Origin of the sequence: Paenibacillus cineris, assembly GCF_018333335.1 — a bacterium.
Taxonomy (GTDB): Bacteria; Bacillota; Bacilli; order Paenibacillales; family Paenibacillaceae; genus Paenibacillus_AQ; species Paenibacillus_AQ favisporus.
This window is the reverse complement of sequence record NZ_BORU01000001.1, coordinates 3674785-3697771: the sequence shown is the minus strand read 5'-3', so window position 1 is coordinate 3697771 and position 22987 is coordinate 3674785. Positions and strand designations below refer to the sequence as shown.

Below are 22987 nucleotides of genomic sequence, written 5' to 3'. Positions count from 1 at the left end.
TATGGGGACAAAGGGAGAAAAAACGGAGCTCCGACGTCCCCGGTATGCCGTGGGTCTGATGTCCGGGACTTCGGTGGACGGCATCGATGCGGCAGTTGTGGAAATCAACGGCAATCGGGAAGAGCCCCCAGGCGTGCGTCTGGTCGCTTTTGAAAATTCGCCTTACCCGGCGGGTGTCAGGGAAGACATTTTTGCTTTATTCGATCCATGCAACGCAACCGTTGACCGAGTTGGAAAAATGAATGTGCTTTTGGGAGAACTGTACGCCGAGGCGGCTTTGTCCGTGATTGGAAAGGCGGGGCTGTCCGCCGAGGACGTTTCAGTGATCGGTTCACACGGTCAGACGATCTACCATGCTCCAAGCATGGAGCCGTACCATGGCCGTAACGTGCATTACACCGTGCAGATCGGAGAAGGTGCGGTCATCGCGGCAAGAACAGGGATTCTTTGCGTGTCGGACTTCCGGCCGGCGGACATGGCTGTCGGCGGTCAGGGAGCGCCGCTGGTTCCTTTTACCGAATATTTGCTGTACCGGGAGGAACACCGGACACTGCTGCTGCAGAACATCGGCGGCATCGGGAACATGACGGTGATTCCGGCCGGATGCAGCCCCGGTGAGGTATATGCTTTCGACACAGGCCCGGGAAACATGATCATCGACGGGGTCGTGGAACGGCTGTATCCGGGACAATTAACGATGGATATTGGAGGAGCGATCGCACGGTCGGGCACCGCCGATCCGCGTCTGCTCGGCCGGCTGCAGCAGGAGGCTTACTATTCGCAGCCGCTGCCGAAATCGACGGGCCGCGAGCTGTTCGGCTCCTCTTATATAGATAAGCTTCTGCATGATGCCGAAGCGCTTGGCATGAAGGCGGAAGACATTGTCGCCACAGTGACGATGCTGACCGCCTGGTCGATCGGCGACGCCTACCGCAGATATGTGATGGCAGGCCATCCCGCCGATGCGATGATCGTTGGCGGTGGAGGCAGCTACAATCCGGTGCTCATGGAATGGATCCGTCAGGAGATGGCGAAGGAAGGCGTACAAGTGCTGACGCAGGAGGCCATCGGCCATAACAGCGATGCGAAGGAAGCCGTAGCGTTTGCCGTTCTTGCGGATTACGCGATCACCAACCGGCCGAATAACCTTCCGCATGTGACCGGCGCTTCCAGACCTGTCGTCATGGGCAAAATCAGCTATTAAAGGGATGGAGGAACTCACCGAGATGGTTGTAACCACTTGGAGTGACCAATATACCGGTGCTGTCATTGACTTGTGGAACACAGTAGCCGTGCGGGACGGCTACAAGGAGATGACGGAGGCAAGCTTCAGCGGTATATTTACGGATAATCGCTATTTCGATCCGGAGAACACGTTTGTTCTCGTGGAAGAAGGCGAAGTGAAGGGCTTTGCCTGCGGCTGCACCGGCGGCGATCTGCCGCTTGGAGATCATGCGGGGTACATCACCTGCATCGTGCTTGCCGACGAAGCCTGCACGGTTGACAACTACAAGATGATGCTGGAGCATCTGGAAGGGCGCTTTCAGTCGCTGGGCAAAAAGCAGGCCGACGTGCTGTTTTTCAATCCGATGATGCTGCCCTGGTACATACCGGATACGCCGCGCCACGAGCATAACAATGCGCCCGGTGTGCCGACAGGCAGCAGGCTCCATTCGTTTTTGCTGGGCCAGGGATACGTGGAGAGGGCGCAGGAATGCGCGATGTACCTGAACCTGTCTTCATTCTCCATCCCGCAAGAGGTTCGCGGGAAAGAAGAGAAGGCCAATACCGAGGGATACACGGTAGAGCTGTTTGACCAAGGCAAGCATCACGGCGTTACGGACATGCTGCAGGGCTTCGATAATCCGCTGTGGCAGAAGGAAATCGCCCAATCGACCGAAGACGGGGTACCTGTCGTCGTGGCGGCGCACCACGGTAAGGTGGTCGGATTTGCCGGTCCGGTTATCCGTCAGGAGAGCGGGCGCGGCTATTTTGCCGGCATCGGCGTTCATCCCGAGCATGAGGGACACGGACTCGGCAGCATCCTTTTTTTTAAGCTGTGCGAAGGATTTCAGCAGATCGGGACGGATTATATGTCCCTGTATACCGGCAGCACCAATCCGGCCATCCGGATTTACGAGAAGGCAGGGTTTAAGACGGTCCGGACATTTTCGATCATGAGAAGGGAGTTTTAAAGCGATGAGCGAACAGAAATTGACGATTATGGCGATTGGCGGCCATGTTGGGGATGCGGAACTGACGGCGGGCGGCGTGCTTGCCAGCCATTCCTTGAAGGGCGACCGCATCGTCACGCTGGCACTGACTGCAGGGGAACGCGGCGTGCCTGCGGGTCAGGATATGGCGGAGTACCGCCAGCAAAAGGTGAACGAGGCCAAGGCGTTTGCTGACATGCTGGGGGGCGAGTCCATCGTGTTCGACATTCCCGACGGCGAGCTGAAGGATACCGAGGACATGCGTCTGAGAGTATGCGACGAAATCCGGCGCGTGAAGCCGAACATCATCATTACCCACTGGAAGAACAGCATGCACAAGGACCACGCAACGACGCATAACATCGTGAACGATGCGCGCTTTTTTGCCGGCCTGGCGTCCTTTGAGCGGGAACTGCCCGCGTTTTTCGCTTCCAAGCTCTACTATGCGGAAAACTGGGAGGATGCAGTGGATTACAAGCCGTACGTGTACGTGGACTTTTCACAGGAGGCTTTTGACCTGTGGGTGAAAGCGGTATCGCAGCATTGGTTCGTCACGAACAGCAAGTCCTTCCCATATCTCGAGTACTATAAGCATCTGGCACGCGTGCGCGGAATCGAGGCGCGTAAGGAGTACGCGGAAACGTTTATGATTCCGGCGGAAACGATGCGCCTGCGCCAAAGCGAACTGTAAGCGGAGCCAGGCATTACATGCCCGCTTGTGACTGTGACGATAACTCGGTTACAGTCATTTTTTTAGGGGCGTACACTAATTTCTTACCAGGAGGTCGCAATGATCGCTAACGGAATTGACCGGATCGAAGATTATGCCCATCTGCTCCAAGGAAAGCGGCTCGGGCTGATTACGTCACCGACGGGCTTAAACCGTAATTTTGAATCCACCATTCAAATCCTGCATGAGCGGTTCAAGCTTACGGCGCTGTTTTCGCCGGAACACGGGGTTCGGGGGGATCAGGCAGCAGGGGCGCAGGTTGAAACCTACCGGGACCCGATTACCGGCGTGCCGGTGTACAGCCTGTACCGCAAGGACTCCAAGCGGCTGAGCGCGGAAATGCTGGACGAAGTGGACGCCGTCGTTTACGATATCCAGGATGTGGGCGTGCGCTACTATACGTTCATTTATACGATGCTGTACGCCCTGGAGGATTGCGCCAATGCGGGAAAAGAGTTCATCGTCCTCGACCGGATCAACCCGCTGGACGGGGTGACGGTGGAAGGCAACGTCCTGAAGCCCGGCTTTGAATCGTTCGTCGGCAATTACCCGCTCGCCGTCCGCTATGGCTTGACAGCCGGCGAGGTGGCGTCGATGGCGAACGAGCAAATGAGATGGAACGCCCAACTGCATATCGTTCCATGCGGCGGCTGGGACCGGAACATGCTGTTTTCCGAGACGGGAAACCTCTGGGTCATGCCGTCGCTCGGGCTGCCGCGCTTTGACAGCGCGCTCCTCTATCCGGGAACCTGTTTGTTCGAGGGTACGAACCTGTCCGAAGGACGGGGGACGACGGCGCCTTTTGAAATCGTTGGCGCACCATTTGTTGAGGCGGAGAAGCTGGCGGACGAGATGAACGGCATGAAGCTGCCCGGCGTCATTTTCCGGCCGGTTTATTTCAAGCCGACGTTCTCCAAGCATGAGGGCGAGCAGTGCGGCGGCGTGCAGCTGCATATTACCGACCAGCGGGCGCTTCAGCCGCTTGAGACGGGAATCCGGCTGATGTATACGCTGAAGCGGAACTATGAAGCATTCGAATTTTTGCCGCCGCACAAGGGCAACAAGCTGCCGTTCATCGACCTTTTGGGCGGGGATGATCTGTACCGGAGCGAGCCGCTGGATCTGCCGGCCTTGCTGGAACAGTTCCGTGAGGAAGCCCGCTCGTTTGCCGACATGAAGCAGCAGTATCATATCTATTAGACAGACGAAGGAAGGGATGACGATGCGGTACGTAGCCGGGCTGGATGGCGGCGGAACGAAAACGGCGGTCGCCGTCGCCGATGAGAGCGGCGAAGTAATCGCCGCCTTCGAATCCGGCGGCATCAATTACAACGGGCAGGACGAGGCCAGCATCGAAGCCAGCCTGCGCGACATGCTTGGGCGGATCGGCGAGGCCGCCGGCGGGCTGGACCGCTGCGCCTATCTGTGCATCGGTGCCGCAGGGGTTAGCAATCCCGCCGTGAGCGCCCGCCTGACCGCCAAGGTCAGGGAAAGCGGCTATACGGGCGGCCTCCTGATCACCGGCGATCAGGAAACGGCATTGAGCGGCGCGCATGAAAGCGAGTACGGCATGATCCTGATCGCGGGCACGGGCTCGATCTGTTACGGCCGCAACGAACGCGGCGAGACCCATCGCACCGGCGGATGCGGTCACCTGATCGATGATGAAGGCAGCGGGTACGCGATCGGCCGGGATCTGCTGTCCGTTCTGGTCCGGGCCCATGACGGCCGGCTGCCGGAAACGGTCATTACGGACCTGGTCTACGGCAAGCTGGGCCTGAAATCGGTACGGGACATCATCGGCTACGTGTACGATCCAGCCCGGAGCAAAAAGGACATCGCCGCGTTGGCGCCGCTGCTGACCCGGGCATGCGAGCTTAGCGACCCTGCTGCTCTGGGCATTGCGCAGCGCAGCGCGGCTTCGCTCGCCGAGCTGGTAGCGCCCGTTGCCGAGAAGCTGGCGCTGCAGACAGGGGCGCTGGCCATGGCCGGAAGCGTGCTGCTTAACAACGTGTATATCCGGGACGCTTTTCTGGAGCGGCTGCAGGAACGCTATCCGGAAATCACCTGCATCACGCCCAAAAAAGACGCGGCCAACGGCGCGGTGCTGATGGCGCTGAATCGTCTGCGGGGAGCAAAATAGCCGCATGACCAACGGTGAACCGTGAAGTCGACCGCCAACCGGCGCCAATAGCAAAACCTCCTTTCCTTGCGGCATATGCCGGCATGATAAAGGAGGTTTTTTCGTTGTAACCCTTAAGATAAAGATAAGTTTCTCATATCTTCGTTTGGAAATGAATCGTCATGCTGGCCGGGCTCCATGGCAGTACGGGCTCAGTGTCAGTACGAACCATCACGACGGACACCTGAACGATCTGCAGAAAGCAGGATATTTCAGCAATACGGAAGAAATAGGTAGGCACGAGGGGCGTATAATGCAAAGGAAAATCGGAATGAGATGCGCATTACATATGGATGACTTTGAGTTGATTGAAGGATACCGCCTTGATTTGCAAAAGTATTCCGCCTGGCAGCTGCGGTACATTCCCGGACCCGAGATCTGGTCGATCGGCCAGATGTACGATCATCTGATCGCCGTTGCCATGGAGTACCTGGACTTTGTCCAAATTTGTGCAGAGAGTACGGAGGAACAGCCGCTGGGCAGAACACCGGCTGGAGATGACGTGTTCCGGCGCGGCGGCTTTCCGCCGGTCAAGATCAAGCTGGAAGGAGCGCAGGCCGCCAGTCCGAATAACGCGTTAAGCGGCGAAGAACTGGACGAGGGGCTGGCGAAGGTGATGGCAAGAATGCGGGAGTGGGAGCTGATATTGGAAAAGATTCATCCGGGCGGCAAAGTCCGGCACGGCGGCTTCGGCTGGCTGAATGCCCAGGAATGGTACCGGCTGATCGGCATGCACTTCCGCCACCATTTGCGGCAGCAAACGGAGCTGGAAGAGCGGCTGCCAGCGCATCCCGGGGAAATTTAAAAAGGATGATTACCGGGTCAACTGCGGATCGAATAGGGAGCAAGCACCTTTTTCCAAGCTTCGGCATCCCCTTCCCAGGTCGACCCGGCGGGCATCCGAACGATGCGGATCCGCGGGTGTCCCGAATCGATCTCGGCTGTATCCGGATCACTGCTGTGCAATACAAATAAATATCGGAGATGTGGATTGGAGTAGCTGTTCTCGATCGTCTTGAATATGCGGAAGGCATCTTCGGAATGCTTGACCGTCCGGATCAGCAGCACGTCTTGAACGGATGAGAGGCAGCGGTTGAAGCGCCCGATCCGGCGTTCCAGCCTGTCGCGAAATTCGGGATAATCGAAGAGCGGGGACCGCTTTGGATCGTATTTAAAATCGTGAAAGGAAAGACAGTTGCTGGCCTTATCCCGAACATAGTGGCAGTTGACCGAATGGCTGTAGACCTCCAGGTTCGGCAGCAGCATAAACCGTTCAAATCGCGATTCAAGCACCTGGCAGAAGCCCGGAGTTGAGGCGAAGTTGAACCAGTCGAAAGGACCGGCAGCCGTGCGCAGCCCGCTCCTCCGCAGCTGGGAGGCGACCTGGCAGCTGCTGCCTAGACTGAATATGGCATCGAAGGACTTAACCATGGTCATGGTCAATTCCCCCTTTCTGAGTACAGGACTGAATCTATCATATTCGCGACGCCCTTTATCGGAAACGGCATGAATCTAGTTTCTACCAAAATGCTGTGACGATAAATTTGCTATAATACTAGAGATTACACCGATAAAGGAGCCAGAAAAATTAACATGACGGAATCCAAAACGTTGGGAAAAACCCAATTTCAGCAGGTCCGCGAGTTTCATGTGGGCTTTGACTGCCCCGCTCCGGAAGAGCCGCAGGCTTTGAACGACAAGCTGGCGATGAACCGCGCCGCCTTTATTATGGAGGAAGTGATTGAACTGCTGCATGCCACGGCCGGCAATGACGACAGGTTCCAGGCATTTTTCGCCGAGCTGATGGAACGGGCGCAGGATACATACCGCAAGCAGCAGCAAAAAGCTTATCCGGAGGACAAGCTGATCGGCCAGATCGATGCGTTCACCGACATTCTGTACTTTGCCAACGGCGGATTCGTCGAAGCGGGCGTGGAGCCGGACCGGATTTTTGAGCATGTCCATACCGCCAACATGGGCAAGCTCTTTCCGGACGGAAAGCCGCATTATAACGACGTGGGCAAAGTGATCAAGCCGGACCATTGGGAGCGGGACTTCGCTCCGGAACCGAAAATCGCGGCGGAGATCACCCGGCAGATCGAGCTCGGTCCGAAGCGGTTCAAGTAAGGCTGCAGGGGATTGGGAACCAAGAGAAAAACGGCTCATGGCGGATGGAATATCCGTTCATGAGCCGTTTCCCTTTATCTAAGTATGACCACCAATTATGAAAGTAAAACTTAGTAGTTAGCGCCGTGATTGAACGGCTTGATTGCGTCCTTCGTGTCGTAATTAGCGCCGTGATTAAACGGCTTGATTGCATCCTGTGTGCCGTAGTTTGCACCGTGATTGAACGGCTTGATTGCATCCGCCGAAGCCACCGCCGCTAAGAGTCCGCTAAGAAGTCCAAGCAAGATTACTGTCGAGAGAATCGTTTTTTTCATCTTTTAATTCACTCCCATAGGTAATTTTATTAGACAACGGTGTAGTCAAATCTGCAAACCTCTGATTAGCTTGTCTACGACAATATTATCAGAAAATGTAAAAGTCTGTAAAGGGTTATCGACAAAAAAATTCAACTTTTTCTTTCCGTAATTCGTATAACAAGAAGAATGCTCCGGACAGCTGCAAAAGAAGCCGGAAATTGTCCGGTAGGGCGGTAAAAATATTGTCATTACCTGGCATTCGCAGCCGCGTCTATGATAAGTTCATAGGGAATGGATAAAGGGGAGGAATCGATGAAGAAAAGGATCAACCTGCTGAATCTCGTATTTTTTGTGCCCGCGGTCATTTTGAGCTTCGCGGTTTGGAACGATTACAAGCAGGACGTAGCCCGTGTTGAGGACCGTCTGCAGACGGTGGAGGGTTTGTTTTACCTGGATGGGGGAAGCAAGGTCATCAGCCTGACGGATGGCTCTGACGGTATGGATGCCATTCTTTATGATGCGGCGACGCATCAGGAAGTAACCACGATCCATTTGCGCTCCAACATACATAATCAGTTTGTAGGCACCTATCAGAAAGGAAATCTTGTGATCGCTACGACGGATGACAGTTCGGGGCTGCAGCTAAACGTCATTGGCCCCGGCGGCCATGTGGAGGAGCTTGTTCAAGGTACGCTGGAATTTGACGGCTTTTTAACATCGGCCGTTCATCATTGGAATGGCCGCATGCTGGTCGGAGGGGAAACGGCAAATGACACCTTCGTCGTCGGCGAGGTGAAGGACGGAGTATTCCAAACGGCTTATCTCAACGAAGACACCGGACTGCCCGCAAGGCCGACGTCAATGTCCGAAGTCATGGGCAGTTTTAACGACAGCCGCGCCGTCCCCCTCTATGAACTGGATCTGAAAGATGGCAGCACCGCGTACGTCAGCGGCCTATTGAATGCACAGCACAAAGCGGCCATACGGATCAGGCCGGAGGGAGGATCTGGCTTTGACGCAGAGGATCTAGCGGAGCAGCAGTTTGCCGCACTTGCCGGTGTGGATCCTGCCCGGCTGTGGAGGACTGAATCCGGTGAACCGAAGCAGGTACGGACTTACGATGCGGTCAAAGGTGATTGGGGGAGTGTCGTTAAGACCCCTGCCCCGATATATCAGGCTGCCGTCTTTCCGCTGAACGACCGCGAGACGCTCATCTTCGGTTCGACGGCAAAGGACGAACGGAAAGGCCAAGTCTCCGGATATCTCTACGACCGGCAGACCCGGTCGTTTATAGACTTGTCTCAGCCATTGTCTAGCCTGGAACCGGAGGATGTAAGCAGCGGTACGCTGTCCTTTTTCAAGGAAACCGGAGATGCGACGCTGTACTTTACCGACGGAGAAGAGTCGGCCGGCTGGCTGAACGTCAAAGGGGGCACGCTCACCCGCATGACCGGCGAAGCGCTGCAAACCTGGCAGATGGCCGAAGGCGCCGACCGGATCTCCTGGACAAGCTTCGCTCATTATTTGAAGCGCGGCAATGCGCTTGTCATCAACTGGGCGATTTGGCTGCTGATCCCGCTGGTGCTGTTTGGCGGTCTCGGACTGCTGATCCGGATCATGACAGCCAGACAGAAGAAGTTTACGGCCGAAGGAACGATTGTGCAGGGAACGGTAACCCGACTGCAAGAGACCGGAACCTACGTAAACGAACAACCGATGATCCGCTTTGACATCCGTTTCGAGGATGAAGGAAGGATGAAGGAAACGAGCATTAAGAAAGTGGCTTCATACCTTCATGCCCCGCGCGTGGGCGATCCCGTGCTGATCAGCTACAGCCGCAAAAAAAATCGCGCGGTATTCGTGACCGGTGACGATCTGCCTCAAACCGCGCCCGAGGTCATCCGGGACGCCGTCCTGACGCGGATCGACAGCTATGGCAAGGCAGGCCGCGGTGAAGCGCTATTGCTTCATTTCGATACCGGCGGACAAACTTGTGCCATCCCGGTAGTGCAGGCAAACGGGTTTGTCTACCGGACCGGGGATAAGGCGGATCTCATGCAAATCGGCGGCGTCACCCGGCTGTACAATTACAACAGGACACGTGACATGAGAGGGGCGGACCAGCTGACGCTGGAAGGTGAGGTGATCCGGATCGAGCATATTCCCGTGGAGATCGTGAACAGACAGCTGATGCTGTTCGAGCTGCTGCTTTCCCATGGCGATCAAAGGTCGCGCAAGGTGAACAGCCAGTTCGTGCCGGTTCGTCTGCCAGTTGCGGTAGGTGCCGTCATCCCGGTGTCGGTGAACAAGGGGGAGTATGAACAAGAGCTTCGCCTCCTTCAGGGCAAGCAGGGCAGCGCCAACGTGACGGCAGTACAGTTTGATGGCACCGTCGGCGAACGGCCATTTGCCCGCATTACCGTTACAAAAAACGGAATTTCGTACCGAATTGAGCAGTCCATCGAACCGTTATACGGCGTGGAAGTCGGCGATGACCTTTGGATCGCTTATGATGAAGAGACAAGGGAAGCCGTGATCGTACAATACGCCTCTGCGTAAATAAACATCGCCGGTGTTGGGAGAGGAGAGAAAACGACGATGAATAATGAAGATGCACAGCTGCTGCTGAAATGCCATGCTTTTACCCATAACCGCATAGAGCATTGGAAAATGGAAAACGGCTTTCTGGGCAGCCTAAGGCCCTTCCGCGGGGAGCTGCGCGAGGGGAACCTTCATGAGGTTATGGCCGCCTTGCGCGCGCTGTCGGACGAGCTTGGCCGGGATCAGTTGAACCGGGAACTGATATCCAGCCTGTGGGGCCTCTACCATTTGGCCCGGGCCTGGGCTTTGGAGCCGGAAGGCATGCTGCGTTCGAACGGCCTGCTTTCGAAGGCACAGATCGAAACGATGGAAACGTGGCTGAACCTGATATCCTATGCCGTCATGATCCTGCTGGAAAATGGCGGTGAGGAGGAAGCGTTCCACGGTTACCGGGAATACGTGCGCAGCCGGGTTCTTCCCCTAAAAAAAGAGCTGGAAGCACTGCTCCCCGGCAAAATCCAGGACGAGGAAATCCTCGGTCTATATGATCAATATAGGGATCATGGCGGGGCGGCACCTTCGCGTCTGGATGAGTTTGAGAAGAAATTCGGCATCCTTCTGCCGGAGGATTTTCGCGCCTTTTATGAACAAAAAGACGGAAGCGGCTATGCCTTTCATATCCTGTATCCGGGTGAGGACGCGGAAGAGGCGGCTCCTTTTTATCTCATGTCCCTCGCCGAAATGGAGGACGTCAAGCGGTATTTCTGCGAGAGGGACGAACTGCTGGAGGAATATTATTCGCCGGAGGAGATCGCCAAGCTGGATCGCGAACTCAAGCCCTACCTGTTCCACCGACAGTGGTACCCATTTGCGAGCATGGCCGGAGGGTCGCTTTATCTGATGCTGGACCTGGATCCGAGCGATGAGGGGACGTATGGGCAGATCATCAGCTACATCCATGATCCTGATTTCGTGTATTACACGGCCGACTCGTTCACGTCCCTGCTGCGGGAGTCCAACCGCAATCTGGCCCAATTGGAGGAAATCGAATACTGATCATGCTGACATCGATATTAAATAAATATCATTCCTCCTGGAGAGGAGAGATTACACAGGGAGCAAGCGGCTGGAACAATACGACCCGGTTTATTGAAGGAGCGGAGGGGCGCGGCGTCCTGCGAATTTACGAAACGCATCGGGAAATCGATAAAATCCGGTTTGAGCACGCCGTGCTGGCATCGCTTGCCCGGGACAAACTGGACTTCCGCACCCCTGTACCCATACCTGCCCTGACGGGCGATACGATCGTCCAGCTGGATGACGGGAGCGGACGTTATGCTTGCCTGTTCAAATACATTGAGGGCATCCGACCCGAATCCACCGGTTTTCGGGCCGCGTATTCCTTCGGGGAAGCGGCGGGCTGCCTCTCCGAAGCGCTCAGCCGGCTCGTGGTTGCTCTGTCACCCGCCTACCGGCCCTACTATGAGCTGGCCCATTCGTATCCGGGGTGCAGCCCGGAGCGGGTGGGGCAGTTCTGCATCGCGCCGCCTGAGCCCTTCTGCGGCTTGGAGGGCCCGCTTCGCAGGATCGGGGAAGCTCACAGGGAGGTCATCCGCGAACTTGAAGGGCTGGAGCGCCTGCCGCATCAGCTTGTGCACGGGGACCTGAATGTCTCCAATCTGCTGGTGGATGCAGACAAGCCTGAGCAGGTCACGGCGCTGCTCGACTTTGAATTTTGCACCCGTGACGTACGGGCAATGGAGCCCGCGGTCATCCTTCCGGGGCTGCTTGGGGACGATCCCGATACCGGCATGGAGGCGGCCGTTCAGTTTTGCCGCGGCTTCGGCAGCCGCGTCCGCCTGACTCCGGATGAAATCCGGGCGATCCCGGTGCTGATGAAGCTGCGGAACGTGGACGTGTTCCTGCATTTTATGACCCGGTACGAAGAAGGTACGGACGGCCCCGAGGTGCTGCGCGAGCAGATTCCGGCCATTGGTGCCGAACTCACACGGCTTGAACGGGACAGGACAGTGGTCGAAGCTCTGCTGGAACGATACCTGCGCCCGGAATGACAGCAAAGGCGATCTCCCCAGTTAATGGGAAGGTCGCCTTTATTTTCGGGAAGATCATACCTAACTTAAGAACCATTTGCCATTTTGCGATGATTGTAAGGGTCGTTTCCTATTCATGCGGAGCAGCAGACGTTGATGCTTGTCGACCAGGGCCTCGATCGAACGATAGGGATAAAAATTGTTGCGTGTATTTCTGTGCTTCTTCAAATCTCTTCCTGTTTCTGCAGTAGCGGGAAAGCATCATGAGAATCGACAGGTAGATGGTCTGCTCTTCCGGGCGCATATCGTCATGCTGATAAGCATCAAAGCGCTCCGTCAAAGGCGCGATATACTCATCGACGTTAAGATCCTGGGAAAGGGCACATTCTAATAGGGTCAGCAATCCGGATAACGTTTCGGACGGATGCTGATTTAGAAAATGGGCGTACTCCTCGAGTTTTGTAAGATTTCCCGATAGAAGTTGTACAGACAGCGAATTGGCATAAGCATAAAAAGCATATTGGTCGAGTATCCGCTGGCTGTGTTCGCTTCCGTCCAAAAACCGGCCAAGATCTTTGTACTGTTCAATGCACTTCAGCGATTCCCCGTATTGCTTGTCTTTTTGATAGCCGATTCCCTTCATCAGCAGACTATATCCTATATAATAAATAATCGGTTTTTGTGCCTGTTTATTGTGAATAAATGCATGATACGCGTCGTTATAGAGCTGATCCGACCGCCGAATCAGAAGAGTCCAATTTTCTAATGAATAGGCGTTGTTCAAGGCGGCTACGGCCGTATCCAAATTCATATCTCCATCATTTGCGCAATCGTCCATGGGGCCCTCCTAGCATTCCTATTTCTTCCAATGAGTAGAGTATATAAGGTAGGCCGGTTACGGTCAATTTATTGAAAGAAAGAACACCGGGCTTGGTCGCTGCGATTTTTGCGCTTCAACAATCCAATACATGCAAAAAGGCGGCCTCCCCAATATGACGGAAGGTCGCCTGTTTATGCGTTACATTATTTCTTTTGCACCGTAATCGTCCAGGAAGCATCGTCGATCTGTTCGAAATTCGTGACGGTGTGGCCGGCTTCTGCAGCCCAGCGCGGTATGGCTTCGGTGGCCTGCGTGCAGTCGAAGTCGATGACCAGCTCGTCGCCGCTGTTCAGCTCTTCGATCGCCTGCTTGGCTTCAATTAACGGGAACGGACAGACCATGCCCAGAACGGCTAGTTTTTGTTGTTTCATGGATGTAACCTCCTTAAGATGTGACTAGTTTAACGTAAAGCTCCTAATTAGGTTGTCGTGGTTTGCAGCGAAGCGGACTGCTTCAGCTTGGCTTTGGTGCGAGGGCGGACGTACACGAAATAAGAAGCCGTCCATGTGCCCAAAATCATAAACACGAGGGATACCCAGCCCTGCCATGTCATCATGGCGGTCATGACGAGACCGTTACCGATCGAGCAGCCGCCTGCCCAGCTGGCGCCGAAGCCCATCAGGATGCCGCCGGCAAAGCTCGAAACCGCCGTCTTTGCATCCGGAGCGCGGAAGCGGAATTCCCGGCTGCCTTTGGCGGCGATAAAGGATCCGACAAGGATACCCAGCACCAGGAACATGCCCCAGTTCACATACTTATCGCTGTCTCCCGTAACCAAGTACTGCAAAATGTTAGCGGAAGGCGTCGTGATTCCAAGACCCGACATGCGTCCGGTGGCCTCGCTCAGCGGCCAGGCCAGCAGGGCGATCAGGCCGACAAGAATGGCGGTAAAGAACGGATGCCAGCGTTTTTCGAACAGCAGATGGCTGAGTCCGGAACGCTTCGGCTTCATCGCTGGAATGGCCACCTTCGGTTTGCGCAGTGTACGGATGACCATCACGATCGTAATGATAGCTAGAAGAGCGATAAACGGCCAAACCGAAATGCCGAAGGTGTCCGGAATGGAGTTGGCCGGAGCTTCTACTTTTTTGATTCCGTTATTGAGCGGCGCCAAGGCACCCGATTTCATCGTGGCGCTCATCGCCATATAACCGAACAGTGCGATCCAGCTGCCGATCAGTCCTTCACCGGCCCGGTACCAGGTTCCTGTCGCACATCCCCCGGCCAAAATAATACCAATCCCAAATATAAACGAGCCGACCACGGTAGCCACCCAAGGGAACGTGCCGGCGCTGAATTCGATGAGTCCAAGCTGGATCAGCGCAAACACGCCGATGCTCTGAATCGAAATGGCGATCAGCAGGGCATAAAACATGCGGTTGTCCTTGGTCAGAAACATGTCCCTGAATCCGCCTGTCAGGCAGAAGCGTCCACGCTGCATGACGAAGCCGAGCAGGGCGCCGCACAGCAAGCCTGTTAACATCAACATGACGTCATTCTCCTCCTTTTCGTATATACGAGTAATTCACTTTGTTTTATCGGTATTTATGATTCTAACAAACGGGCAGGAGAAGTCAATGGAGAAATGTTCCAATGAGGCTGACATATCACGTGATCGTGTTGATGAGCGGAGGCATGCCTGACCGCTGTGACTGTGTAACGTATTCGGTAGGGGAGAGGCCGCAGTATTTTTTGAACACCCGGTGGAAATACGAAGTATCGTAGTAACCGAGGTACTGCGATATGCCCGCGACCGTCATATTTGAGCCCAGCAGCAGGCTGCAGGCCTCCTGCATGCGCAGCTCATGCATATAGCGGATCGGAGACCGGCCATACACTTCTTTGAAGACGGCGGTTACGTAATTGGGGGAGCGGCCGATCAAAGCAGCCAGCCGGGCAATCTCGATCTGCTCCCGGTAATGCTCCAGCAGATAGGCTTTGACCGCTTCGGCATATTTCAGCTTGCTCGGTGTCAGTGCGGGCTGTTCGAGTTCCCGGGCAATCATGCCAAGGAGCTCCTGCAATATTCCAAGACAGATGATGGAACGGTAGCTTTTCCCGCCACGCATCTCTTCGTACAGCCTGTCGCAGCGGTGATAGGCGTATTGGCTTGGGGAGAGCCTGAACTTGATGAAATGTCCTTGATCCACGAACGGAATTCCCGTCTCAGCCCCGGGCTCGCATGTAAATAAAACGGTATGTTTTTGGTGGGGAATGCCGTCCTTGTTCTCTCCTGAACGGCGGGCTCCGCGGGGGATGAAGAGCACGTCCTCCGCTTCGGCAATCACAACATTACCATTAATCTCGTACCGGACCTGGCCCTGCCGGACGACGACTAGAACGTTGTACGGAATCGTCTCAAGGTTGGTCCTCCATTGGGGGATTTCATTGTCGAAATTTACACTCATGATTTGAAGCATGCGCTGCACCTCTTTATTCCAAAACTTAATAAAACCCTATCATAATGCAGACTTCTCGTAAATTATGCTTCCTTGCAATCGGCATAAATCTTATAAATTGCGATAGAAATATACATCAGATCAATGAAATGTACATGGACGCATATGGAGCGTCACGCCTATAATTCAGCTGCAAAGGCATTTCATATTATCCGGAGAGGACGGATGGACGATGAGAGTGTTACTGCTGGATTTGGATTCAACGAGACCGGACCACCTTGGCTGTTATGGCTACCACCGCAATACGTCGCCGCATATCGACCGGGTCGCGGCCGAAGGCGTACGCTTTGACAACTACTATACATCAGACGCTCCGTGCTTCCCGTCGCGTACGGCATTGATGACGGGCCGTTTCGGCATACATAACGGCGTCGTGGGACACGGCGGGACCGCGGCGGACGTCCGGTATGAAGGCGCTGACCGCGATTTCCACGACAAACTCGCGTCAGAGAGCTTCCCGGCGGTCTTCCGCCGCGCGGGCATGCGGACGGCCCTAGTCAGCCCATTTGGGGAGCGGCATTCTGCCTGGACCTTTTATGCAGGATTCAACGAAATTTACAATACGGGCAAGGGCGGGATGGAGTCGGCCGAGGAGGTCACCCCCGTTGTGCTGGATTGGATCGAGCGGAACGCAGATCAGGAAGACTGGCTGCTGTACGTGAACTACTGGGATCCGCACACCCCTTACCGGGCGCCGGCATCGTTCGGCAATCCGTTTCAGGACGAACCGCTTCCGGAGTGGATCACCGAAGAAGTGCTGGAGCGCCACAAGCAAAAGGTTGGCCCGCACGGCGCGAACGAAATCAATATGTATAACAGCAGCACGTCGCCTCATTTCCCCCGCCATCCCGGCGACATTCAGAACATGGACGATTTGCGGAGGATGATCGATGGCTATGACTGCGGCATCCGGCATATGGATGACAACATCGGGATGATTTTCGATCGTTTGACGGAGAAGGGGGTCATGGACGACCTGGTGATCATCATCACCGCCGACCATGGCGAAAACATGGGCGAGCTCGGCATTTACGGCGAGCACGGCACCGCCGACCAGGGCACCTGCCGGATCCCGATGATCATCCGGTGGCCGGGAATGCAGAAGGGGATTTCTGATGATTCCCTGCACTATCATCTCGATCTGGTGCCGACCGTCGCGGAACTGCTGGGCGTTCAATCTGCGCCTAGCTGGGACGGCCGCAGCTACGCCGGTACGCTCCGGAGCGGAGAGTCCGGCGGAAGGGAGTACCTCGTCGTCTCGCAGTGCGCCCACGTATGCCAGCGCAGCGTACGGTTCGGGGACTGGCTGTATACCCGCACGTACCATGACGGATATCACCTTTTTGACAAGGAGATGCTGTTCAATATTACCGAGGATGCCCACGAGCAGAACAACCTGGCTCAGGAACGGAGAGACCTGTGCAAGGAAGCGGTCTACTTGCTGAACGAGTGGCATGACGAGATGATGATGACGATGAAGTTTGACGTCGATCCGCTGTGGACAGTCATTCAGGAAGGCGGGCCGTATCATGCGAAAGGGCATCTGCCGATGTACATCGAGCGGCTGGAACAGACCGGGAGAGGGCATGCCGTGGACGAGCTGAAGCGCCGCCATCCGCGGGAGTTTGCACAGAAATAAGCGGCATGCGGCGGGAACGAAGACAAGGGGCTATCGATTGGCGATAGCCCCTTTCTATATTGCCTGTCGGCGCTGACCATGCTGGCAACAGCGGTTTACCATGCATCGGCGCAGCTTAGTTCAAATCTTCGAGCAGCAGCGGTGCAATGAAATCGCGGAACACATTCGCCGGATGCCGCTCTTTTTTACGCTTGTCATCGGTCAGGACCACTACCGTCTCCAGGATGGGGACGATATAGATGAACTGTCCCGCATATCCGCGGGCGTAAAAATAGTTAAATGAAAGCGGGGATGCAGCAGCGGAATGACCACCAAGCCCGGCTTCAAAAGTATCCGTCCACCAATGCCAGCCGTAGAAGCCGCGGTTTGGCGGACCAGCGGGGATGAACGGCTGTACGGACCGGTTCACAAGCTCTCGGGAGATCAGCTGCCGCTGCTCCCAGCGTCCCTGCTGCAGATACAGCTGCCCGAACCTCAGCAAGTCCCCGGGACGGAGCCATAAGCCGTAGCCTCCGGTGTGGATCCCCTGGGGGTCGGACTCCCAGCGATAGTCTTCGATGCCCAGCGGTCCAAACAAATTTTCCTCGGCGTACCGGGCCGTTGACTTGCCGGCAGCTTGAACCAGGATCGCGGACAGAAGCTGGGAGCATCCCGAGCTGTACTCCATCCGGGTCCCAGGTGTATCGGAAATCGGCTGCTCGAGCACAAATTCGACCCAATTGCCGGTTCTGGTCATGCGCGGAAACGACTTGATCCCGCCGAATTCGCTCCATTCAAAGCCGGCTGACATCGTCAGCAGATGCTCCAGCGTAATCTCCCGCTTGGGTGGATCGGAAGCGGAACGTAACTGCGGGAAAAATTCGATGATCGGCGTCTCCGCACCCGGCAGGATGCCTTGGTCCATTGCGATGCAGATCAGGGCTGACAGAAAGCTTTTGGTGCAGGAATTGACCTTCGCCTGCTCGTCAGGGATGCGGGGATGACGGTAGTGCTCAAACACCAGCCTGCCGTTTTGGCTGATCAGGCAGCTTCTCAGGTCGACCGGTGCGATCATTGAAGCGAGTGCAGATATATTCATGGGAATCTTCCTTTGTTAAGTATGGCTTTTGTGGCATGACGCCGCCTATATATTATGGCAAACTGACGCCTCCCGGACAAGGTTCGGACGATGCTCCAATGGCTATTTTCGATCGAAGGACCATCACGTATAATGAATACTTAGCCTGCTTGAACCTCATCCATACACGCAAAAAGACAGCGGCTCCAGGTGAACCACTGTCTTCGGCGAAGGCTGTTATTTGGTTAAAAGGTTAATATGATCAAGCTCCGTGCTGCTGTTGAAAATAAACTCAAGCTTATAGTTGCCGCGGTTGTACGTCAGCTTGGTCTGTGTCTTCTTCCCGGTTTTGAAGGTGGACACCGAACTTGGTGCATACCAGTTCTGCTTCAGCATCTTCATCGTAATGCCGCCGATATTGGTCTGGCGTTCGACGTTGGTGCCGAAGTAGCGCATTTCACGGATTTTGCCGAGCTTATAATGGATGGCGTAGCCGGGATTGCCCATATTCGCGCTGTATACATCGAACCCATCGGCATCCTTCATCGGATTTTCGGGTTCCCCGATCTTGTGCAGGACATCCTGCCGGGTGCTCTTACCAACGCTGAGGCCGCTAACCGCCCCCGGGAACTGGCCTTTCAGCGCCGGTTTGTAGAAACTGTTCAGCGTCTGGAGTGCCTGCTTGGATGCGTAACCTGCATCGGCTGCCGCAGCAGCGTGTGCTTGATGTACGGAATATGTCGTGCCTGCGCCAACGGCTCCCAGGCCTACCATGCCGGCCACGGTCATGGCCATGATTGCTTTTTTTGCCGGTTTTGTGATGTTCATGCTGTATCCTCTCCTTGTAACTTCTGGGGTCTCTATGTTTTTATTACCCATTCTGCGTAAGATTCAATTCTTCTACAGCATAATAGAACCCTAAGGAGATTGGGTTACGATTCCGTGAAAGAATATGTCAATTTTGACACGGATGGCGTTAAAGGACGCGTTCAGGGAACGGACAGAAGCCAGGGTTGGCTGAGGACAGCATCTTGGTATATTCCGGCTGAAGCTTGGATAACTCGTTGAAATAGCTGGAGATGACGTGGTTCCCTCCAAAGGATCCGAGCTGAAAATGCCGGGGTGACAAGTTCTTTACATGGCTGTAATAAAATGTTTTGGACCGTTTCGGCAGTTTGTATACGGCAGGGGGCGCATGGGTCACGACATCAAACAGATTGGCGATGCGAAAGCTGTTGGGGACATAGCTGGCACAAGCCTTGGCAAAGGCCGGATCGCCTACCCGCGGTGAACCGAATGTGAACAGGTAAGGGGAGCGGAAGCCGGTATTGGCTGCAACATCGACCGCGCATAAGGTCGCCAGCGCCGCACCCAGGCTGTGACCGGTAATAAACAGCGTCTTTCCGCGGGATACCTTAGCCAGTGTCGAGATAATGCGGGTCCTTGCGGAGGCATAAATGTCCGTGAAGCCCCGATGCGTCATACAGTCTTCTTTAATGTATTTGTATTTCTTCTGAGATGCGATCAGGTCCGCGATCCAGTTGGTCGTCGTGCTGGTTCCCCGAAATGCAATGATGACCTCTTGATCCGAATCGAGAATAAAACCGAAGCGTTCCCAGTCGTTCGTAATGGACCTGGCCTCAATCGTCTCAAGCCGTGTGTATGGAGAAGGGACGACAAACGACCCGTCCGCATTCTCAAATTGAGCATAGGTCTGTCCACAGATGGCCGCCAGAAAAATGGTACGCTGCTGCAAATCGTCTGCCTTGCTCATACGCATCCCGCCTTTCACTCCTACACTATATTAAGAGGGTAAGGATCGGGTGCTTGGGCATGAATAGTCTAATAAGGAGGTGTCCACCATTCCGATTCATATCAAACGGGTCTATGAAAAGCCTGAGGCATCAGACGGCAAACGAATCCTGGTCGACCGTCTTTGGCCGAGGGGACTCACGAAAGAGCAGGCCGCGGTCGACGAATGGATGAAAGAGATCGCGCCCAGTCATGAGCTGAGAAAATGGTACGCGCATCGGCTGGAGCATTACGAGAAGTTCAAAGAGCTCTACCTGCAGGAGCTGCAGCAGGACAAGCCTTCCCAGCTTATGCGGCAAATCCGGGAGCTGGCGGAGGATTGCACGGTTACACTGTTATATGCCGCGAAGGATACCACCATGAATCAGGCGGTCGTGCTCAAAGAAATCATGGAAACGTCGTAAGCACCGCGGGCTGGCCAGATCGTTGTAGTCGTTTACTCTCTCGTATATCATTCCGGTGACCGTCATGGCGCCTCCTTAAGGCCAAGGGCTGCAGGGGGCGCCATTTTGAGTTGGTTGAGCCGCGCCTCTAATTGTCTGCCAATCACAAATGATTTTGCTGCAGCACAAAATATTTGCTGCCTCTGTCATCTGTTTTTGGACCGCCATTGGCTCGGGGCTTCGCCCATCAGCCGCTTGAAGTGCCGGTTGAAGCTGGATAAGGTCGCATAGCCGACCTCCTCGGAAATAGCCAAAATGCTGCTGCCGCTATGGCTCAGCAGGGCAGCCGCAACCTGAATGCGCACGTTGTTGATATAGTCCAGCGGAGCCATGCCCATGCATTTGTGGAAAATGCGCCGGAAATGGGTGACGCTGAGGCAGCATAGCTCGGCTAACCGGTGGATCGGGACCGGTTCCATATAGTGCTGGGAAATGTACTCGAGCGCTTTTGAAATTTGCTGCATCGCCCGCCGGTCGGCCCCGCCAGCCGCAGTTTCTGCGGTGCCGCTCTCTTGAAGCAGCAGCTTCCTGCCGATCAGCGTCAGGAGCGTCCAGATGTATCCTTTTACAGCCGATTCATATCCCGGCCCGTGTTTCTCCAGCTCCTTCATCGCGCGATCTGTCAGCCAGACGACCTCAGCGTGATCATCCGGAGTGACGATGTTGTTGAACCGGGAATACGTATCCGTTCCGACCCGGTCCCAGAATCCGGAAGACAGCTGGTCAGACGAAAAGAGGGCGTCCGGATCAATAAAGCAGAAATGCCACCTGCTTTCTTTTCCCTTTAAGCTTTGGGCAAGATGCAGCTGATTCGGAAAGATGATGCTCACATCCCCTTGGGTGTAGGGCAGGATTTTGTCTTCAACGAAAAAGACGCCTGAGCCTTCCAGACAGTAGCCGATCTCAATGCAGTTGTGAAAGTGCAAATACGTAATCTCGTTGTCTCCCTGGATATAATTGCTGAGCCAATCCACGGGGAAATCGGAAGGAAGCATATAAGGCTGGGAGACGACTTTATAATCAAATGGTCGATTCTGCACAGTTTTCAGTCCTTTTTCGGCGGAAGTCATTGTTTTCATTATAATAAACTATCCTTGAACGAAATTCATTGATCTTGGGAAAGGAGTTTATTGATATGGCTTATCCTAAGGAACCGAGGATCCACGAACTGGCAGGTAAAATTATTGAGTACGGGCGGCTCGCGCACGAATACGGAGGACGGGGCGTGGCCGATGCCTGGATCGACGTGGAAGAGAAGATGAAAGAAACGTTGGAGAGACTGCAGGGATTACCCATTGACGCCGAGCTTAAGGAGCGGGAGCCGGACGATCTGCCGTCCATTCGAGCGCAGCGTACTGAAGGACCAAGAAGGCTGTGGGGATCGTTTGACAAGGCGGTCTACAAGGAAAAGCTCGAAGGGGCAATGCTCGCCCGTTTTGCCGGATGCACGCTGGGGGCGCCGGTGGAATTCTGGGAAGTGAGCGACATGGAGAAATGGGCCGCATATATCGGGGATGCCTTTCCTCCACAGCATTATTGGTCCAAAATCAAAAATCCGAACGATCTCCGTTACGGCAAAAGCACCTTTTATGAATATACCTTGGAAGGCTTGTCCCAAGTCCCTGTCGATGACGATATTACTTATACGATCCTCGGACTGCTTATTGCGGAAGAGCACGGCCTCAACTTCACAACAGAGGATGTGGGAAAAAGCTGGCTCAAGTACCTGCCGGTTGCTTGTACTGCGGAGGAGGCTGCGCTCAACAATTTGAAGGCGGGCATCCCGGCGGTGCAAGCAGCTGACGTCAACAATCCGTTCTGCCAGTGGATCGGTGCGGATATCCGCTCGGATCCGTGGGCTTATATGGCTCCGGCGTACCCGGCGAAAGCGGCGGAATACGCCTATCGGGATGCTTATTTGAGCCATCGGCGGAACGGGATTTACGGGGAGATGTTTTTCAGTGCTGCGCAGTCCGCGGCGTTCGCCGTCGATCATCCCGATCAGGCGCTCCGCATCGGCTTGACCGAAATTCCGAAGGAATGCAGCCTTTACAAGGATGTGGAGTGGGCGCTTGCCGTAAGCGGTGAAATCCATGATTACAAGGAAGCCAGGGCGGCGGTCGATGAGCGCTTCAAGGGAATGTCGGGCGTGCACACCAACAACAACGCCTGCTTGACGGTGTTCGGCCTGATGATCGGGGGGACCGATGTGTCCAAGGTGATTTCGGAGACGGTTGCCATGGGACTGGACAACGACTGTACGGCTGCGACGGCCGGCAGCATCGTTGGCGCGATCGTCGGGAAATCCGGCGTACCGGAGCATTGGGTTGAGCCGTTTCACGATACGGTCACAACGTATATGACGAACGCGGAGAAGTTTCAGATCAGCGACCTGGTCGACCGATTTACCCTCCTTGCCGGCAAAACGCATCACGAATCGTAACTTGGCGACGTCGGCCGTAGTTCTTTGTAAGAACGATCCAGTGTGAATCCGTATGTGATCGAACAAAAGACATATCAAATCCATCCACGAATCATGCCCTTGGATCCATGGACA

Annotated in this window: 23 protein-coding genes; 13 read left to right on the top strand and 10 right to left on the bottom strand. The window is 55.0% G+C overall.

Annotation, left to right across the window (positions count from 1 at the left end; all coding sequences use genetic code 11):
* The first annotated feature begins 1 nt into the window (after position 1).
* The 6 genes from KI379_RS17140 (at position 2) to KI379_RS17115 (ending at position 5930) form a co-directional block, all read left to right on the top strand.
* Positions 2–1204 (top strand): anhydro-N-acetylmuramic acid kinase, encoded by a 1203-nt coding sequence (locus KI379_RS17140; protein ID WP_212984300.1) that lies wholly within the window; start codon positions 2–4, stop codon positions 1202–1204.
* Between the two features lie 22 nt (positions 1205–1226).
* Entirely contained in the window at positions 1227–2195 is a 969-nt protein-coding gene (locus KI379_RS17135; RefSeq protein ID WP_212984299.1) for a GNAT family N-acetyltransferase, read from the top strand.
* Positions 2196–2199: 4 nt separating this feature from the next.
* Entirely contained in the window at positions 2200–2904 is a 705-nt protein-coding gene (locus tag KI379_RS17130; RefSeq protein WP_089547956.1) for a PIG-L deacetylase family protein, read from the top strand.
* A 99-nt stretch (positions 2905–3003) separates the two neighbouring features.
* Positions 3004–4143 (top strand): exo-beta-N-acetylmuramidase NamZ family protein, encoded by a 1140-nt coding sequence (locus KI379_RS17125; protein ID WP_212984298.1) that lies wholly within the window; start codon positions 3004–3006, stop codon positions 4141–4143.
* 22 nt (positions 4144–4165) lie between these two features.
* Positions 4166–5086 carry an N-acetylglucosamine kinase gene (locus tag KI379_RS17120; RefSeq protein ID WP_212984297.1) on the top strand — a complete coding sequence of 307 codons (921 nt, stop codon included), beginning with the start codon at positions 4166–4168 and terminating at the stop codon, positions 5084–5086.
* A gap of 310 nt (positions 5087–5396) precedes the next feature.
* Positions 5397–5930: a DinB family protein gene (locus KI379_RS17115; protein WP_244879319.1), complete on the top strand. Its 534-nt coding sequence runs from the start codon at positions 5397–5399 to the stop codon at positions 5928–5930.
* A 17-nt stretch (positions 5931–5947) separates the two neighbouring features.
* On the opposite strand, the gene KI379_RS17110 is transcribed toward KI379_RS17115, so the two are convergent.
* Positions 5948–6562: a DUF1796 family putative cysteine peptidase gene (locus KI379_RS17110; RefSeq protein ID WP_212984296.1), complete on the bottom strand. Its 615-nt coding sequence runs from the start codon at positions 6560–6562 to the stop codon at positions 5948–5950.
* 156 nt (positions 6563–6718) lie between these two features.
* Here KI379_RS17110 and KI379_RS17105 point away from each other — a divergent pair, with 156 nt between their 5' ends.
* Positions 6719–7252, top strand: coding sequence for a hypothetical protein (locus KI379_RS17105; RefSeq protein WP_089547951.1), 534 nt, complete (start codon positions 6719–6721; stop codon positions 7250–7252).
* Between the two features lie 110 nt (positions 7253–7362).
* Here KI379_RS17105 and KI379_RS17100 read toward each other — a convergent pair whose 3' ends face one another.
* The gene (locus KI379_RS17100; protein ID WP_076171102.1) at positions 7363–7566 is read right to left on the bottom strand and encodes a hypothetical protein; all 204 of its coding nucleotides are present in this window, start codon (positions 7564–7566) and stop codon (positions 7363–7365) included.
* Between the two features lie 294 nt (positions 7567–7860).
* Between KI379_RS17100 and KI379_RS17095 the strand changes: the two genes are divergently transcribed.
* The 3 genes from KI379_RS17095 to KI379_RS17085 are packed head-to-tail and all read left to right on the top strand — an operon-like array spanning position 7861 to position 12161.
* Positions 7861–10107 (top strand): hypothetical protein, encoded by a 2247-nt coding sequence (locus KI379_RS17095; RefSeq protein WP_212984295.1) that lies wholly within the window; start codon positions 7861–7863, stop codon positions 10105–10107.
* Positions 10108–10146: 39 nt separating this feature from the next.
* Positions 10147–11145 (top strand): SMI1/KNR4 family protein, encoded by a 999-nt coding sequence (locus tag KI379_RS34310; RefSeq protein ID WP_306433676.1) that lies wholly within the window; start codon positions 10147–10149, stop codon positions 11143–11145.
* Positions 11146–11147: 2 nt separating this feature from the next.
* A complete protein-coding gene (locus KI379_RS17085) occupies positions 11148–12161 on the top strand; it encodes a phosphotransferase (protein WP_212984294.1) in 1014 nt (337 codons plus the stop codon).
* A 109-nt stretch (positions 12162–12270) separates the two neighbouring features.
* Here KI379_RS17085 and KI379_RS17080 read toward each other — a convergent pair whose 3' ends face one another.
* From KI379_RS17080 to KI379_RS17065, 4 genes are all read right to left on the bottom strand, one after another.
* A complete protein-coding gene (locus tag KI379_RS17080) occupies positions 12271–12978 on the bottom strand; it encodes a hypothetical protein (RefSeq protein ID WP_212984293.1) in 708 nt (235 codons plus the stop codon).
* A gap of 185 nt (positions 12979–13163) precedes the next feature.
* On the bottom strand, positions 13164–13391 hold the full coding sequence (locus KI379_RS17075; protein WP_076171113.1) for a sulfurtransferase TusA family protein: 228 nt from the start codon (positions 13389–13391) through the stop codon (positions 13164–13166).
* 47 nt (positions 13392–13438) lie between these two features.
* Positions 13439–14509 (bottom strand): YeeE/YedE family protein, encoded by a 1071-nt coding sequence (locus KI379_RS17070; protein WP_212984292.1) that lies wholly within the window; start codon positions 14507–14509, stop codon positions 13439–13441.
* Positions 14510–14627: 118 nt separating this feature from the next.
* Entirely contained in the window at positions 14628–15440 is an 813-nt protein-coding gene (locus KI379_RS17065; protein ID WP_212984291.1) for a helix-turn-helix domain-containing protein, read from the bottom strand.
* A 211-nt stretch (positions 15441–15651) separates the two neighbouring features.
* Between KI379_RS17065 and KI379_RS17060 the strand changes: the two genes are divergently transcribed.
* Positions 15652–17118: a sulfatase family protein gene (locus tag KI379_RS17060; RefSeq protein ID WP_212984290.1), complete on the top strand. Its 1467-nt coding sequence runs from the start codon at positions 15652–15654 to the stop codon at positions 17116–17118.
* A gap of 115 nt (positions 17119–17233) precedes the next feature.
* On the opposite strand, the gene KI379_RS17055 is transcribed toward KI379_RS17060, so the two are convergent.
* The 3 genes from KI379_RS17055 to KI379_RS17045 form a co-directional block, all read right to left on the bottom strand.
* Positions 17234–18196, bottom strand: a complete 963-nt coding sequence (locus tag KI379_RS17055; RefSeq protein WP_212984289.1) for a serine hydrolase domain-containing protein — start codon at positions 18194–18196, stop codon at positions 17234–17236.
* 216 nt (positions 18197–18412) lie between these two features.
* Positions 18413–19003, bottom strand: coding sequence for a YjgB family protein (locus tag KI379_RS17050; protein ID WP_212984288.1), 591 nt, complete (start codon positions 19001–19003; stop codon positions 18413–18415).
* Between the two features lie 148 nt (positions 19004–19151).
* Positions 19152–19949, bottom strand: coding sequence for a lipase family protein (locus tag KI379_RS17045; protein WP_306433675.1), 798 nt, complete (start codon positions 19947–19949; stop codon positions 19152–19154).
* Between the two features lie 79 nt (positions 19950–20028).
* Between KI379_RS17045 and KI379_RS17040 the strand changes: the two genes are divergently transcribed.
* Positions 20029–20391, top strand: coding sequence for a DUF488 domain-containing protein (locus KI379_RS17040; RefSeq protein WP_244879318.1), 363 nt, complete (start codon positions 20029–20031; stop codon positions 20389–20391).
* Positions 20392–20576: 185 nt separating this feature from the next.
* On the opposite strand, the gene KI379_RS17035 is transcribed toward KI379_RS17040, so the two are convergent.
* Complete coding sequence (locus KI379_RS17035; protein WP_244879317.1) at positions 20577–21509, bottom strand: AraC family transcriptional regulator; 933 nt, start codon at positions 21507–21509, stop codon at positions 20577–20579.
* Between the two features lie 56 nt (positions 21510–21565).
* Between KI379_RS17035 and KI379_RS17030 the strand changes: the two genes are divergently transcribed.
* Positions 21566–22873 (top strand): ADP-ribosylglycohydrolase family protein, encoded by a 1308-nt coding sequence (locus KI379_RS17030; RefSeq protein WP_212984286.1) that lies wholly within the window; start codon positions 21566–21568, stop codon positions 22871–22873.
* Positions 22874–22987: the final 114 nt, after the last annotated feature.